We start from the raw sequence: 17,357 nt of genomic DNA on the forward strand, positions 1-17,357 counted from the left end.
ATATAACATATCAAAAACTAACCTTGAGAGCAACATAACAGTGTTAAACTATATTTTTTATTTGTATTATACTTTTAAGTTATAAATGATAGATTACCGATTCAAAAATTTTAATGTAAATAAGTAAATAATTTATTATGCCTAATATATATTCTCTCCTTTCAGAAAGTGCTTTATCTAATATCTTATCAAACCCTTCTATTGCTGCTACTATCAAGCAGTTGAAACTTGAGTCTATGAACACATTCAAAATGTTTTCTAGTAACTTAAAAAATGTAAAAAAAAGAGCTAGCTACATATACGACATATTTATCGATTCAGATTCAAACGATCAACAACAAAACCGAGAAATAGCTGAAGCTTTCAAAGAAACAGTCGGTAACTCCTTAGATGAATTAGACAAATATCTTGACGAACAAGAACACACAAAGGAAGAAATGTTGTTTTTTGAAAGTACTTTCGTTGAGCAAATAATAAACATTCTTGAAAGTATTTTGCAGTTTCAAAACAAATTAAATGCCTCATATCCTGGAGCGTCAGAAAAGATCATCGATTTTTGCGGAAATTTATTAATTGCTTTAATATCTATACAAATGCCGGTAGTTGGTTTAATCCTCAAAGGAAGTGGCTTATTAGATTCGGTAAAATCTTTTCTTAGTACAGAAAATCTAACAAAGATAGTAGATAATTGGAAGGCAAAACTAGAAATAGTTGAGGAAAAATTAGTAAAAATAGAAAAACATTCAGACCTTAAAGAAAAATACTGTAAGGCCAAACAAATTTCTGAAATAGCAGAAACAACAGGAGCATCACCTGTAGCTATCGCAACATTAGGGTTAGATGTTGACTCTTTGAACAAAATTAATAAATTGGTTAGACAAGATCCACAAGAAAAAGATTCCTTTAAAAAACTTATTGACTTGTCTGAGAAAACCCCCTATAGTAAAAGTGATATAATTGAGGCTGTTGGTGCCATACGCGATGACACCAATAAAATCCTTGGACATATACCAAATAAAGAAAAATATCTAAAAAATTTAATCGAACCAGAATTATGTGGTATAAAAGAAAACCTCCTAGCTACATTAAATCCTAATAAAAGCGTAATTGATAAATTAGAGTGTTGTTATAAAGCAACAAAAAATATATTTACTATCACTTCTCAAATACAAGAAGCCGTCAAATTAATCCCTGACAGAGAAAAAATCGTCATATCTTTTGTAAATTTAGTTAAGGATAAAACACAAAATATTCTCCCTGCACACTTTTTACAAGATATTACGTCATTAAAGACTACTTTAAAACCACTATCCGCACTAGTGCAAATTGGCAATGCTATGAAAGTAGCTCTTGGAAATAGCAGTAGCAAAGCCCAAAGCGTAGTGAAGGAAAGGTGATAATCTAATGAATATGGATGCCACGACCACTACGTGACCTTGCTAATAGCATACCCTACACTTTTTATTTTGTAGCGAAAGTGTAATTCGACATATATGTACCAATTTAAGGAAAAAAGCTGATCCATAACTGTCATTGCGAGGAATCACTTTAGGTAACGAAGCAATCCAAAAAACCAGAAGTAGATTGCTTCGTCGTACTCACCCACTCCTTACAATGACGCTTGTGTAGCATAATATCCTTATAATTTTTTGCTATTTTTACGATAGAATAAAAATATAGGGTATGCGCTAATAGTCAGAGTAATGTTAATCAATATACTATCCGATTATACCAAAAACCTTAAATATAAATATTATATCATCAGCTGCTTCTTTTAGATAATCGAAACGACCAGAAGAACCTTTATGCCCTGAATCCATATTAGTTTTTAGCAATAATATATTATCGTCGAGTTTTGTCGCTCGAATCTTTGCTACCCATTTAGCCGCTTCCCAATAGCCAACTCTAGGGTCAGAGATTCCAGCAGTGATAAATAGACTTGGGTAATTTTGGGCTTTTATATTATCATACGGAGAATAAGACTTAATATAGTTAAAATATTCTAATTCTTTAGGATTCCCCCACTCTTTAAACTCACCGGGGGTTAACGGCAATTGTTCATCGAGCATAGTATTTAATACATCAACAAAAGGCACATGGGCAAGTGCCGCTTTAAATAATTCTGGCTGTTTATTAATGACCGCACCAATTAACATCCCCCCTACACTTCCACCACAAATTACTATATTACCCTGGCTAGTATATTTTTCTTTAATTAGCTCTTTACTAACCGCAATAAAGTCATCGAAAGTTCTTTTTTTATTGAGGAACTTGGCAGCCTCATACCAATCATGCCCGAGATCATCTCCCCCTCTAATATGGGCAAGAGCATAGACAAATCCACGATTTACAAGAGAAATAGCTGTATTCCGGAAAGATACTGGTATGCTAACACCATATGAACCATAACCATATAAATATAAAGGATTTTTCCCATCCTTGTTAAATAACGATTTTTTATATAATAAGGTAATTGGCACTTTTACCCCCTCATTATCAGCAAATATCCTTTCTACCATATATTCTTCAGGATTAAAGCCACTTGGGATTTCTTGCACTTTCAATATTGTCAGTTGGTCGCTATTAAAATCATAACTATAAGTGGTGTTCGGTCTAGCAAGTGAAGAATAATTTACTCGAATATCATCTTCATCAAAATTAGTAGACATGGCTGAGGCAGTAAAAGCAGCATCCGGGAAATGGATAATTTTTTCATCCTGTTCTTTAAGATGTTTTATTTTAATAACTGGTAATCCTTGATCACGATAATTAACTATCAAATAATTTCTAGTGATGGCAAAGCTTGACAAATATTTACCCGAGTCTTCCGGTATATAATCATTTTTCCATAAATCATTTTGAAAATTATGTACATTTACTAATACTATACGAAAGTTCTTTGCCCCCTCGTTGGTATTAATATAAAAATTATCACCATTATGCTTAACATTATAAAAAATCCCATCCTTTGCAGCTCTAATAAGTTTAGGCTGGAAGCTATGATCACGCATTTCTATAGCATATATTTCATTTTCATTATGACCAGAAATATCAATAAAAATATATTGTCGACTAGATGATTTGCCTGCATTCAACTGATATAATGGATTTGTTATATGATGTACTAACTTATCATTGGAAATTACATCACCTAAAGAGTGGAACATTAATTTATCACAACGAGAATTCTCATTAATCGGCATATAAAAGAATCCTTTCAAATCTTCATGCCAAATTATATTGCGACTAACATTATGTATTTCATCTGGTAAATATTGTTTGGTCTTTAAATTATAGATTTTAATTGTATATTTCTCATCACCGGTAAAATCAACACTATAAGCTAGTAACGTATGATCAGAAGAAACGGCTACTAGACCTACATCAGTAAATTTATTATCTTTGGCAAGAACATTGATATCTAATATAATTTCTTCTAGAGCATCCACTGACCCTATCTTTCGGCAATATATCGGATATTCGGTATTTTCTTCAGTTATAATATAATAATAATTATTATCTTTTTTTACATAAGTTGACTGATCAGCAAGCTTAATCCTGCCTTTTAATTCTTCAAAGATTTTATCTTTTTTTTCTTGTAACGGCTGAAAAAATTGCTCGGAATATTTATTTTCTGCCTGTAAATATTCTATGATTTCTTTATCGTCAACATTAGGCCATTTGATATCTCTAAGCCAGTTATATTCATCTGTAATTTTTTGACCGTGCAATGTAAAACTGTAATCGACCTTATTAGCTATGGGTGGCTGCATTTTATCCTCATCTAGTGCTGATTATTATAAAAGTAATTAATGATATCATTACTACTAATAGAGCTGTTGATTGATTATGCAAAGATTTCATCTTACGTAAAGTATTTTTTTCTACTCTCTTAAAAATAGGGTACTCCTCCCCTAGTCTATCATTAACCCCCTGCCCCACTAAGTGATATTTAGAATAAATACGACGAAAATTATTTTCAATAAACTGAAATAAATCTAAATTTATATTAGCCGTTGAATATCTAGAAATCTTTTTACCAAAAACCAAGGCAAGCAATATACCTATCACTATTATTACCAGTTGTTTTATTAAATCCAACCAATTTATATCAAACATTTCAACAGGATAAGATGACCATAGTAATTTCAATCCTTGCTCTAAAAAGAAGTTAGTTACCAACATAAACGATAACATGACAAATAAGCTGAGTCTGCTCAAAATATTTAAATTAGGATAAAAGTCATTGACCAAAGATTTGTATTTAACCATAGAAAATAAAGCTACACATGTTATAACCTTTAGTAGGAAAATAGCGTAATAATTAATATCCCTGTCCAAAGCGTTGGTTACAACAACTTTGCTAACAAAACTAGCAAGAGGCGGCAAGGCTATAATGAACAATACGCTAACTATTAAACTACTAAGCAATAAAGGACTTCTCCGTGAGTAAAGCCCTTTTATCTCAGAGCAATTTTCTATATTACTTTTATCTATTAATATAGCAACATATAGACCAAATAAAGCTTTATACAATATATGTACAGAAAGAAAAACTATGATTCCTAAATTTGCTTGTTGAGATTTTGTACCAATGGCAATCAGCATGAATCCAAGCTGAGAAACAGTAAGATAACATACGACCCTTTTGATGTTATCTTCTATACAAGCATAAATTCCACCATATATAATCATTGATAATCCAAAAAATTTAAGCAGCTCTAAGCCACTAAATAATTTAAGTAGTGTAATTATCGAGATTTTACTAGTAAAACTAATTAAGTATAACATCCCTGAAGTTGAGGCAAATGGATAACAATTAACAATCCATCCGGAAAAAGGTATAATCGCTACATTAATTAAACAGCCAGCAAGTATTAGAACATAAAAGATACAAGAGCTGTCCCTATTTTCTATCAATTGAGTAAGAGGAATAATCTGGGTGTTAGAACTGTTGGTAATTATATAACTAATCCCTATTAAGATAAGACTACCACTTATAAGATGCGTAAGAAAATACTGTCTTGCAGCCTTAATACTATTTTTACAATTGCCGTAAAAAATTAACAAAGCAGCACATATCATCATTACTTCTAGAGCGACAAACATCGAGATAAAATCCCCAGCAAATAAACAGCTCAAAGAAGCTGTTGAATATAGACTACCTACCAGTACCTCAAATTTTCTGTTTTGACCAATGGCATATAAGTTAGTCACCAACGTCACAACCATAAAAGCAAGTGCTATTAATTTATTCTCATGACTAAAATTAATAATAAAACTATTATTATATAGATTAATTACCACCTCATTATGGTTGTTAATTAATAATATGCCAGCAACTATTGGATAGATTATTGAGATAATATAAAATGCCTTTCTAAATTTAAAATAGAGAAACAAGATAAACAAAGGAATAAGTAAAGCAGGGTAGAAAAACATTATTAACTCTAATTATGGTTTTGTAGGGACTCTGTCCAAAAAAGTGTGTAAATTTCTAAAATAGGTCACTAAATAGGTATACTATTCCAGCAAAAATCTTATTAATTTTCGCTAAAAAATCCATTAATTCATCAGTTAAATAAGCTTTGTTAACAGTGTCTAATTACTCTGAGTCACTTTTCATATTTAGACATTTTCGCAGCTAAGCGATATTGATTAATTCCATCAACATGAGATTTAATTTCCCTTTTGATCAGCTCTTTTCTTTCTTCTATTTTCTTCAATACTGCTTTACTATACTCTAAAGATTTATTATCACCATTGTCTTCAGCTTTTTCACGCATAACATCATAATATTCTTGTCTACGTACATATCTATCATCATCGATCATTCTTTGTTCAATCTTATGGGCATTGTCAATCATTTCCCGAGTTTGAGTATCTGTTGCTTTCTCTCGCATAAATCTTTCCCCCATTAATACCGGATTTTCTCCATCATTTTCACCTTGAGCAAGTGCATCATATACTTGGAAGGCAAGATTTTTGTTGGTTAATTCCTCATAATAATCAACATCTGCTGTTCTCCCCTGTAATTCAAGTTTAGCTAGATATTCAGGAGATGATATATCTTCCTGAATAGCAATAGTTTCTTTATTGATTTGCGTCTTAAGTTTTTGATGTTCCAAAGCTCGTTGTTCATCCTTAAGTGATTCACTATGGGTTCTAAGTCTTGAATCATTATAATTAAAATCTTCCCACTCAGCTCCAGTCAGGTTACCCTCAAAAGCATCACGTAAATCTTTACCAACAATAGCAGTCAGAGCTTCTCGCTTTAATCCTTCATAACCAGCATATATTTTCTCTCCTATATTCCTACGTTTCCTATCACGTAATGCTCTTTTTTCATCAACACGCTTGTTCATCTCTTGCCAACTTCTGAGAGGCGCTATATTCTTACCAAATAACCCTACTCCTCTTTTTGACATTTCTTGATGCGAGTTCATATAAGCTTGCTGGAAATCTTTGGTAAACTTTGCATCACTGGCTAATTCTCGTAAAGTCTTACCATCTTTAGTTTTCATTAACTCATTAAGTTCTTTCTTTTGCTCTTCGCTAAGAGAATCATATTTCTTGCCTTCTCCAAATTTAAGAGCTGCTAAATGATCCCGAAGTTCTGCATAACTACTACCAGTAAATTCTTTAACTTGTCCATCAGGTTTAATAGTTTCCATAACCTCGCTAATAGCCCTTTGATAATCACTTCCAGCTTTAACATTAACGTCTTTATAATCTATACCATAGGTTCTTTTCACTTCACTTAAAACACTAGATTTTACTGCTTTTGGGTCAAGTGCCTCTTGGGCTACACCCCCCATCATCCAGCCTTCATACTTATCTGCAAAAAACATACTTGCCTTCTCAGTTACTTGATCTACCCTTTGCTTGACAGCCCCGAACGCATAGTTTGTAGGTCTCTCTATTTGTTGCTGAATAGGTTCAAAGGCAGCTTGTCCAACTGCTTGTAAATTTGTTAAATTACCTGATGTGCTAGATAAGAATTTAGCACTTGAAACAGCTATATCATTAAATTTACTTAGTAAATAAACACATACAAAAATTAACAATAATCCATCCAGCTGAACAAATTTACCATTAAAAAAGTTGTTAATCCTTGTTAAATCTTTGACTGGATCTAAAAATGGTAACTCAATATATCTATTTTCCTTACATTCATAAGCTAAACATAATCTACCCTCCGGCGAGCTGCCCTCTGGTGAATCGTCCTTTACACGATGATCGACAGGTACTAATATATCAGCTCTTATTTTACTGAAATTATTACCTTTCATTGGAGATGGAAACCACCAATAAAATATTGAGTCACCAAGACTAGTGTCTAGATCTTCATTAATGCTACCAAATAACTCATTTATCGGCCCTAAATCTGGGAAGTCGTACTTACATACACCAAAACCAAGTGAAGAATATATCTCTGTTCTGATAATCATTGAAATAAATGCTAGACCAGTAAATAATATAATCGGTTGTATAGCATATGAAATCAGCTGTCTTAACCAGTTTTCAAACAATGAACGTATGATACCAAATAACATAAAACAAATGAATATTGGTGCCATTATGATAATTATCCCAATGATTATCAATGCCGTAAGATATATAACAGTAGCTTTAAATACCATCATGAAGATATAATAAAGAGCAATCAGGAATAGAATTATATATATAAACCCTAATGGATCAACGAATAGTAATGAAAATAGTTTTGCCATAGTTTGTGGAGCAATCATCAAACCTATAATGCTCCAAGACCCAGGGCCTGTTGCAGCAGTTTGTTTAATTATTTGTAATATTTGTTCTACCCCTTCCACAAAAAATACAAATAAGTAATCATGGAAGAATTGCCAACTACTAGTGGAACTGAGCAGAGTTGATACTATACTAACTTTTACTATTCTGACTATTAATTCAGTATGCGTGAGATTGACATTGCCAATCAGAAAAGAAAATCCTGTAAATATAATATACAAAGTCAACAAAGCTGAAACAGATAGACGATACCCAGGTGTTTTAATAATATTCTCGTAAATTGCCCTAACTAGCCCCTTTTCTTTATCATTACCAAATAACTCAACTTTTATTAAATTTGTTAGAAACTCAATAGGGTCTGGCCTAGTGTCATTAACCCCAGATTTAATAACTACACGATACTGACCATTATTATCATCATAAAATTTATCTAAAATCTTAAAATATAATGGAGATTTATCGTATTGCAGTTTATCAACATCTTGATATTGATAACTTATTCCTCCAGCTTTTACTAATTCACCTCTTTTATTAAGATCATAAAGATTAACAGTAGGCACACCGAGATGAGCAGTAATTCCATCTGGTGCACGTTGTGTCTGCAGTGAAATATTGGGGTCTGTACCACGCTCAGCAATCAATAAATATAGCCCCACTCCATTTTTAAATAAGCATGGTGCGTTACTAATTTTAGCATCCTTACTATTAGTACACATCTTACCATCTATAAATTGACACTCTTGTAATCTCTTACAAAACTCAGATAAAGTATTGGTATTATTTGCCTGACCATACCATGCACACCAAGCCGATAACTCTGAAGGACTATTCTTATCTCCTTTAGCAAAATCCCAAGTTTTTACCAATATAGTAAGTGGTTGACCATTTACATTATATCCACTATCGACCCAAGGAGCTGATTGATTATCTTGTTGCCCACTTAACTCTTCTTTCTTATATCTTGAAGAAATTACAAATTTTATAAAGCCAAAATCATCCGCATCAATGCACCTATCCCCAGTACACCCTGAAAGGCAAAATATAGAAATTAATAAAATAGTAAGGATATTTTTCATTTATAAAACCTAGGCTTAAATAGTAATTATTCCTTTTTAGTAGGTGGCTCACCTGCTCCACCAACATCTGAATCATGTCTTGAGGCAAATATTTTGCCAGTATACTCTTTTTTATTCTCAGAATCCTCTCTACCCTTTGCTCTATAATTTTGATCTATTACTTTATCTTTAAATATTCTAGCAGGAGCAAGAGCTACATCCTTAATAGGGTTTGCTACAGTTTCCATATCATGTATGATAGATTTTGTAGGATTATCAGGTGCTCGGAAATTACCTTCCTGCCTTGCAGGTGTTACATTCGTCAATTGAGCAACCACTATAGTAACATAATCAACAAGCCCATGAGCCATTAGACAATACGCATAGAATAACAAGCTACTGGTAAATATTACCAAAAATGTACCTGTAGAATTTAATAAATCGTTTAAATCATTAATTTCTGTAACTGATGGGCTAAAGAAAGGTATCCCAGGTAAAAATGGTAATCTAAAAGAAAAATTAATTGGTATGTCAATATGTGTTAAATCTAATCCTATGGCTATTGGTAGGAAGTCAGGATTCCAACATGCTCTAACCACAATTTTTAAAAGTTGTTCCGACATTACTTGATCTATTAATAGAAAGAATATTAATAATATACTTGGTTGCATTACATAGCTAAATAAAGTAGACAACCAGTTATCGAAGATACTTTTAGTTTTCTCGAATAAGACCAAGATTATAAAAAATGGTGCTAAAGATATCATAACTGATAGACCAACATACGCTATAACGTAACCTATAATAACTTCCAAAATAGCCCTAAAATAAAGTGTAAGAGAATAAATAGTTATAATAGCAACAACAATAAGACCATTATGGATTTGTAACAACTGTATGAATAGCAATAACCAAAATCTACCATTGGTATATTTGTCAAATATTGGATCAATAAAACCAAAAATGTTAGACTTAGAACTACTAAGACCTACCACATTTGTCATTATATAGTCTGTACCTTCAATAAAGGCACTAAATAAGTAGTCATTAAAGAATTTCCAACTATCCTCTCTTAATAGTATTGCTACCAAAGCTATTTTTATAAACCTCGTTAATAAATCTTTAGCAGTTATCTGGGTAGCCCCTGCTAAAAAGGTCAAAGCATATATAGTAACGTAGAGAATTAATGCCGATCTTATGATTCGTTGTAACGTGACATTTTTAGTTAGTTTATCATAGAAATTCCTAGTAAAACTATGGAACTTATCCGTAATAGGTTTAACTGCACCTTTATATACAATGTCTGAAAACCAAGTGCTTCCCGTGTAATTAGCATAATTTACATTAATTTCTCCCACTATCCCTTTATTAGGGTTCTTAACTCTAACCCATAAATACCCATCTTGCTCAGCATCAATTGAAAAATCTTGGTTAATTTGTGTACCAACGATCGATTCATTTGGTGTTCCTCCATCTTTCATTATAGTATATTCAACTTCTATGTTTTTTTGTTGAATATCACTAATAGCATTATTACCATTACCTATTTCTACAATCATAATGTAGCGTCCAAAATACAAGAACTTAGCACTCAAATCTACATCAGAACTATTAATATAAGAATTAAGTGCATTAAGATCAGAAAAGTTAGTCCAACTGCTCATTAGAGGTTTGTCTAGGTTAGTAAACATACCTTGAATTGACCAATCAGTTAAGAAGTCTAAATTCCCGGCAACATCAGATTTATAATATAAGAAACTCTTTTTTAAAGATTTAGAATATACAAAACTTTCTGTTTCTCTCTTTATGACCTTACCACTTACCAATATCCTCATCCCTCTTCCTTGATCATAAAAGCACAGTGGAGTATTGTTCTTATCATTGGCAGAATCAGGACAACTACCTAAGTTATTCATACTTTGTATAGAGGCTTGAGTTAATGGCTTACCAACTAATATTAGCTTATCTAACACCTTATATTTGGTATTTGCTCCAGTACCGCTACATTCTGCACTTCTTGAGGGATCAATGACCTTACATAATTCTTCTGCAGTTGAATATAATATTCTACTATCAAGGTTACTATTAGTATACAATGACGAAACTGCCAATTGATTGTTATCCTGTTCTGTTTTTAACAAATCTTCGTCAGTATCTACACCAAAGAAATCTCCTGCCTTTGCAAGGGTTATATTTACTACATCACCTTGTTCCACACGAATTTTTTGTCTATTTTTAGCAAAATAGTCCACATAGTCTGGCATTTTTTTAAATGCTAAATTTATATAATCTTTAGTTGGATCAGTTGTATTAAATCTTGGGAAATCAGTAGCTTCATACTTATTAGTTAAATAATTAAAAGTTTTAATAAATATTTGAGGTTTATCAAACCTTGGATCTATACGGTAAATCACTAAGTATTTTCTTAGATTACTAGCAGCTACAGCTCCTCTAGTACTCCACTCAAACTTAATTTTCTTATCTTTTTTAACGTAGTTACCAGTAGAATGCCATATATTTGGTTTTGCAAGGTCTAAAGAAATCCTACCTTCTTGAAAACCATTGAATTTTGGTGCTTCTAGGCATGATGAGAATAAAATACTAAGCCCTCCTAAGGTCGAATTCATCCAGTCATATTTACTATCATCAGCTTTGACGGGATGAAAGGCAAAAAGAACTACTAAGGCAACAAATACTTGCCCCTTAAATAGTAAATCTACCAACAAAATTAGATACCTAAAATTTCTCATCCCATTCACTTGTTTTCAGTTATTACTTCGGACTCGTATTAGAATCACTTTCGCCACCACCTTCGCCACTACTTTTTGAACTTTCAGTCTTATTGTTACCATCTCTGCCCTTAGTATTACCTTTGGCTCTAGCTTTATTACCCTTATCGAGAGCTTTATTCCTATCTTTTAATCTTTTACTAGCATCTTGCTTAATTGCTTCTCTACCTTTTTCATCTAAACCAACTTTTTTCAAAGCTCCTTGCTCCATTGCCGATGACATACTTTGCCCCATAGAGGTAGCAGAAGGACCAGCAGTATTAGTTAATTTTGCCACCATTTGGCCAGAAAATTCAACATAACCATACATTCCATAAGAAATGATAATCAATGCAATATAATGTTGCATATTCAGGCCCATCATTCCAGTTCGATAATCCATCCCCCAAGGTGCAAACCAATTGATACAAAAAATCTCTAAATTAGAGAAAATTGCAGGCAAACCTGGGATAGCAGGAAATGGAATTTTTATTGGTAAAGCACATTTCCAACACACACTATAACCAGTTGTAAAATCCAAGTAAATTGTGAACAACTGAGTAAGTATAATAATTCCTGCCATTAAAATTACCGGCTCTATCATATATCTAAAAGTAAACCTCACCCAATTATCAAATAAATATCTAGTGAAATCAAATAACATAAATGTAAGAAATAGCGGAGCTATACCAATTAACAAAGCTGTTGCCATAAATGCCATAATATAAACTGCCACCGCCCGAAGAACGGTAATGATTACTATAATTATACTAATAAATAGTATAACAAAATAAATCAGTCCACTAAGACCCATTGATAATAAAGATAACACTTGACCAGCAAAAGTTTTACTAAATAATATTTTGCTCATTAATGCATCTAGAAACATGAAAGGATTTGATATCTTATCCGTAGATGAAAACATGCTATAGCCACTCATATTGGATATTATCCCATCTGAAAAATTAGTGATAAAATCAAATATATACTCATTAAAAAATCTAAAAGTACTCTCATTCATTAATCCACTAACTATAGCAATTTTGGCTATCCTAATTACCAAATCCTGTTGATTAATTTTAACAATGCCTAATAAAAACATTGCTCCGTACAACATAACATAAAGAATTAATACCGCTTTTATATAGTTGAAAAAGTTACTACAGGTAGTAACTCCACCACCATAGCAAGTCATATTCTTAAAAATCGTCACCGCAGTATCTTTGATTTTTCCTTTTAATAACTCAAACAAGGGATTTAGAACATTAAAAGTAAAGCTACCAACCTTTTGTGAGGTACGAAATTCTACTTTGTACCTACCATAACTTTCTTTATAATCCTTTTGTTCATTGTAAATTCTCATCCATAGATATCCATTGGCATTCGCAGTAATTTTTGCATTACCATCTGCATCATCCACTTTAATATTACTAGTGCTATAAATTGTACCAGTTTTGTTAGGATTTTCACTATATGGCATTATTAAATACTGTACGGCACCACGATTATCTACAACATCATTAAAACTATTGCCATTATTTCTCCGACACTTGGTCTGTTTAATATTTAATACATAACCACCAGTATTTTCACTATAATCAGTATATTTTGACCAAAAACGATATTGTAAATAGCTTTTTGCTGGCTCGGTTATAATATCGTTATAAATAATTTTATATTTCTCATTATCCGTTTTACTATTATTTACCGGATCATAATCTTTGTCTTTATCATTTATTTTAGCAAATTTATAATCTGCTCCTAAAGATTTGGCATTATCCGAAGCCTCATTTCTACCGATCCTATATAATAAACCTGTTGGACCATCGGCAGAATACCAAAAATATCGTTTATTTTGGTATTCTCCTTCTATGTAATCTTTGTCTTTAACACTATGATCAACATCAGGACAGGTACTCGATGGAACCATAGAATTGTAAGAACATTCCGGATGAAAATCTGTAAATAACTTATTAACATCATTATACCAGGGAGATGTAAAGAAAGCATCATCTCGATAAGGTTCAGGAGCGTCCGCCATAACATTAACCCAAGCTCCGTATTTAGAGCAGCTGTAGGTTGCACAACAACCAAGTGCTACATTACAAAAATCACCCTGTAATTCCATACAGCCAAAAAAACAAGCCTTAGGACAATGCCTGGTAAGAGAACCATTATATAAATTATCAACCCACTTACAACCACTAACATATTCCCCAGAATATATTGAATATCTGCCACATAATGGGCTGTATACTCTCTTGCCTTCTGAGCAATCTGCCGTTTCTATAAAATTTTTAGATTCACCATCTTGTTTAACAAACTTAAAGATATTTTTTACACTAACCATACCTGGCAGTTTCTTTTGATCTGGCAAAATTGATATCACAACCTTATCGTTAGCAAATAATTCGGCTATATTCCGCCATTCATCAGTTTTGGCATCAAAGGTTAAGGATAGCGGTTCTACATTAGTTTCTTCAACCCGAGGAATGGCAACTTTATTACCATTGCTATCCAAATCTGAAAGTTGTTGAACATTATTTGGGGGTATGTAAGCTCGACAAAGGCTTATATTACCGTTTATTTTAAACTTAATCTCTTGCTCATTTGTAACAGCTAGGTTAGTATTTAACCATTCTCCATAACGGTTAGGATCATACTCAGTTTCAAGCGACCCATCTGGTTTTGTTTTAGTAATTACAGTATAGTTTGCTGTTGCATTAAGCATCACCGTATTAGTAATATGGTCGGTAGTATTACCACCTTTTGTGTCATCATATCTCATAAGACAACCATTAGTAATTTTTACTGATCCTATCATTGCAAGCACTACCATAACAACGCTAACCAATAAAGCAATTATGCCTAGTAACATTATAAGCTTTGATAAATTTCCTTTCATATGATGATATCCAAGTTATAGCTAACCCGATTAGCATTTATCCATAGTAGACTTACTGCATAAGTCAATCTAGTTGGTGATTTTGTCGTCGAAACTCGCCTCCGCTCCTCACATACGTCTGTATACGCGAAGGTAGCCGGCTTCGTTTCTCCTAAAAATCCCTCAACTATCTTTGATTTATGCAGCAAGTCTAGTAAACTAACGTCATTGCGATGAAACGGGAAAGCCGAACGAAGCAATCCATTTCTAATCACTTTTATGGATTGCTTCGTCGCTACTAAAGTAGCTTCTCGCAATGACGCATGTGAATAGGGTATAATGTTAGTCGGGTTGTCTATAATCATCAGCCACCACCTCCAGAACCCATACCACCACCTGAACCCATCTTATCTCCGGCTGCCCCCTCAGCACCACCACCGGAATCTTTTGCTTCTTCTCCTCCTTTCCTTGGTTTTTCTGCAGGATTTTTTGTGGGTGGTTTTCCACTTGATTTTTCTGAAGCATCTGCAATAAAGTCAATCCCTTTCTTGACCATATCAACTATCTTAGTAGGACTGGCTGTTACAGATTCCATGATAGGACCGCCAGTAAGCTCAGCTGCAAACTGACTAATTGATTTTGAAAAATAATAAAAAATAATTGAGAAAACTAATACATATAGTAAATCTACCATCAATAAGAAGATATCCATAGCAATTGATTTAACTGGGAAAATACTTAAAAGATGATTCTCCCAACCTGTCCCTGAATAATATTGTAATAATTTATATCCAGCACTACTTGCACAAGCGGCAGGTTCACTATTTGGTAATATAAGCTCAAAAGTACTAAACTGAACATTACCACTAACATAGTCATGCCTCTTAAATTGACAATTCTTGTATATTGCCGAATCATACATACCAAGCAACAAGGCAATAAAACCAGCTACTACTGCAGGCTGCAATGCACAAGATATACAGATTTTTAGCCATGCGTCAAAATATGCTTTGGTTCTAGTAAATAAAGCCATAGGGATAAATATAGGAGAAATATAGGTCATGACATATATGGTAACTAAACATACTAGGTAGTGAGTTAGAAAATATAAAATTATTGAGACAAATATTACAGAAAATATTAATCCAGATACTACTATTATGATATTACCAGATAATAAAAAACCAAATAGTACGATAAAGAATCTGAGTGTTCCCACCCTGCTTAGTGCGTCCGGAGCTTCGTGCGACACAGTATTAGGATTGCCATTTAAAATAGCTTCTGTATTATACATTAACCCCATACCTAAATAATAAGCTATCCGACAATCCACAGCATCCCAAAGTGCATAAAAACTATAACCATTTTTATACTTCTTAGCATCAAATTCACATAATCCTCTAGAACCACCAGCATTAAAAACTATTTGGGCAAATTGTGGAGTAAGTTCAGTGAGTAATGGTAAACCATATTGCAGCATACCATTGTCTGTAGTCTCTTTACCGCCCTTAAAATAGGCTGGTCCAAGACCTGTAGCAAAATAAGTAACTAGTACTAGTTTTATAAAAAAAGTTGCTATTTTATCTAAATTACCATACTCTTTATTTAAAATCAGATTAACAGCAAAAAACATAACATATAATATTAACGCCACCCTAATAGATATTTTTAAAGATTCTTGGAAGGCTGAGAAGGGGTTAAGGGCAAGCAAGCTAACCTTATCATTTTTTGGATTACAGTTACTATAACGGAAAAAAACTTTATCAAGAGTTTCCTTCATACAATCTACAGCTAACCCAGAAAAATTAAATAATGACTGACTTCTAGTAGTACCCATATAACAAGTTTTTCCTATATTCCGACATTGTTCACTTGGTGGCGGTGGTGGTGGGAGCGTGTTAGTAAGCCTACAAGCTAATGGAAGCTGCCCTTTTGAAGTGGACATAACTAGGCACAACAATTTTTCATCGACAATTTTTACTGTCAGAATAATATCCTTCAATAAGATATTGCCTCCTAAATCAGGATTACCATCAGTGCTTAACTCACTAAAACGCCTAGAGCTATTTAAGTCAAGAGTAATAACTGTACATTCTTCAGAACTTCCTTCCTTATTTTTTAGACAAAATTTAAATTTTGAACCATTTGGATCGCAAGCATCAGGAGCAAGAGTGCTGGTCATATCGATACTAAACATAATATGACCGTAGGCAGTATTCTGCTTTAAATAATCATCTGTGCCAAATGAAACTGACGGACACATATCCCCATAACCAGCAAAAACCTCAACTGAAGAAAATATCAAGCAAAATTGTATAAAAATTTGTATGACTTTATGAAGTTTCATCAGAGCCATCTTTTTTTACTTTTACATTAGTTCTATCAGCTATAACTTGTTTAGCCGCTCTATTTTTAAGAGATTTTTCTTTGAAATCTTTGAATGCCTGTTCCTCTAATTTAGCATTTCTATCTTTTATCTCACGATTTCTTATTTCTTGTTTAACATAACCAGCATCTCCGGGTTGTAAGGCGTGATTCTCCTTTTCTCTTGGAGTCTTAGGAAGTAATCCCTCTGACTTTTTCTCTTTTGGTGATGCCAATGTAGGACTTGCTTTGTCTAGCGTTTTTCCTAATTCTTGTTTATTTGTAGCTAGCTGTGATGAACTATTAACAGAATTACTTGTTTCTGTTATCGTGACAGAACTGTCACCAGCACTACTCTCCAAATTAACTCTTGATTCATGTGCAGACCCTGCTCCACTTGAAGCTCCCCCTTCACTCACACCAGTTGTAGTAGCTTCTGTGATATGACGAATTGGCAGAGAAGCTCCACCTACTACCTAAAGACTTAATCGCTCCTCCCACTGCTCCAGTAGCCCC

Annotated in this window: 9 protein-coding genes; 1 reads left to right on the forward strand and 8 read right to left on the reverse strand. The window is 33.1% G+C overall.

Annotated elements, in window-relative coordinates:
• Nucleotides 1-137 precede the first annotated feature (137 nt).
• A complete protein-coding gene (locus AAGD39_RS02485; protein ID WP_341757041.1) occupies nt 138-1,397 on the forward strand; it encodes a hypothetical protein in 1,260 nt (419 codons plus the stop codon).
• Between the two features lie 321 nt (nt 1,398-1,718).
• Here the strand turns inward: AAGD39_RS02485 and AAGD39_RS02490 are convergent, their stop codons facing one another.
• The 8 genes from AAGD39_RS02490 to AAGD39_RS02525 form a co-directional block, all read right to left on the reverse strand.
• Entirely contained in the window at nt 1,719-3,773 is a 2,055-nt protein-coding gene (locus AAGD39_RS02490; RefSeq protein ID WP_341757042.1) for a S9 family peptidase, read from the reverse strand.
• 7 nt (nt 3,774-3,780) lie between these two features.
• Nucleotides 3,781-5,442, reverse strand: coding sequence for a proton-conducting transporter membrane subunit (locus tag AAGD39_RS02495; protein WP_341757043.1), 1,662 nt, complete (start codon nt 5,440-5,442; stop codon nt 3,781-3,783).
• Between the two features lie 173 nt (nt 5,443-5,615).
• Nucleotides 5,616-8,846 carry a type IV secretion system protein gene (locus AAGD39_RS02500; RefSeq protein WP_341757044.1) on the reverse strand — a complete coding sequence of 1,077 codons (3,231 nt, stop codon included), beginning with the start codon at nt 8,844-8,846 and terminating at the stop codon, nt 5,616-5,618.
• Between the two features lie 26 nt (nt 8,847-8,872).
• Complete coding sequence (locus AAGD39_RS02505; protein WP_341757045.1) at nt 8,873-11,575, reverse strand: type IV secretion system protein; 2,703 nt, start codon at nt 11,573-11,575, stop codon at nt 8,873-8,875.
• Between the two features lie 22 nt (nt 11,576-11,597).
• Nucleotides 11,598-14,498, reverse strand: a complete 2,901-nt coding sequence (locus AAGD39_RS02510; RefSeq protein ID WP_341757046.1) for a type IV secretion system protein — start codon at nt 14,496-14,498, stop codon at nt 11,598-11,600.
• A complete protein-coding gene (locus tag AAGD39_RS02515) occupies nt 14,495-14,842 on the reverse strand; it encodes a hypothetical protein (protein ID WP_341757047.1) in 348 nt (115 codons plus the stop codon). The genes AAGD39_RS02510 and AAGD39_RS02515 overlap by 4 nt, the downstream gene beginning before the upstream one ends.
• Entirely contained in the window at nt 14,842-16,824 is a 1,983-nt protein-coding gene (locus AAGD39_RS02520) for a type IV secretion system protein (RefSeq protein ID WP_341757048.1), read from the reverse strand. Before AAGD39_RS02520 ends, AAGD39_RS02515 begins: the two co-directional genes overlap by 1 nt.
• Nucleotides 16,811-17,260 carry a hypothetical protein gene (locus AAGD39_RS02525; RefSeq protein WP_341757049.1) on the reverse strand — a complete coding sequence of 150 codons (450 nt, stop codon included), beginning with the start codon at nt 17,258-17,260 and terminating at the stop codon, nt 16,811-16,813. Before AAGD39_RS02525 ends, AAGD39_RS02520 begins: the two co-directional genes overlap by 14 nt.
• Nucleotides 17,261-17,357 lie beyond the last annotated feature (97 nt).

Origin of the sequence: Candidatus Tisiphia endosymbiont of Nemotelus nigrinus (genome assembly GCF_964026475.1) — a bacterium.
GTDB lineage: Bacteria > Pseudomonadota > Alphaproteobacteria > Rickettsiales > Rickettsiaceae > Tisiphia.

Excerpts from the sequence above, each read along its gene's own strand:
- AAGD39_RS02485 (WP_341757041.1), top strand. The coding sequence starts at position 138 with ATGCCTAATATATATTCTCTCCTTTCAGAAAGTGCTTTATCTAATATC.
- AAGD39_RS02505 (WP_341757045.1), bottom strand. The coding sequence starts at position 11,575 with ATGAGAAATTTTAGGTATCTAATTTTGTTGGTAGATTTACTATTTAAG.
- AAGD39_RS02510 (WP_341757046.1), bottom strand. The coding sequence starts at position 14,498 with ATGAAAGGAAATTTATCAAAGCTTATAATGTTACTAGGCATAATTGCT.
- AAGD39_RS02515 (WP_341757047.1), bottom strand. The coding sequence starts at position 14,842 with ATGATTATAGACAACCCGACTAACATTATACCCTATTCACATGCGTCA.
- AAGD39_RS02495 (WP_341757043.1), bottom strand. The coding sequence starts at position 5,442 with ATGTTTTTCTACCCTGCTTTACTTATTCCTTTGTTTATCTTGTTTCTC.
- AAGD39_RS02490 (WP_341757042.1), bottom strand. The coding sequence starts at position 3,773 with ATGCAGCCACCCATAGCTAATAAGGTCGATTACAGTTTTACATTGCAC.
- AAGD39_RS02500 (WP_341757044.1), bottom strand. The coding sequence starts at position 8,846 with ATGAAAAATATCCTTACTATTTTATTAATTTCTATATTTTGCCTTTCA.
- AAGD39_RS02520 (WP_341757048.1), bottom strand. The coding sequence starts at position 16,824 with ATGAAACTTCATAAAGTCATACAAATTTTTATACAATTTTGCTTGATA.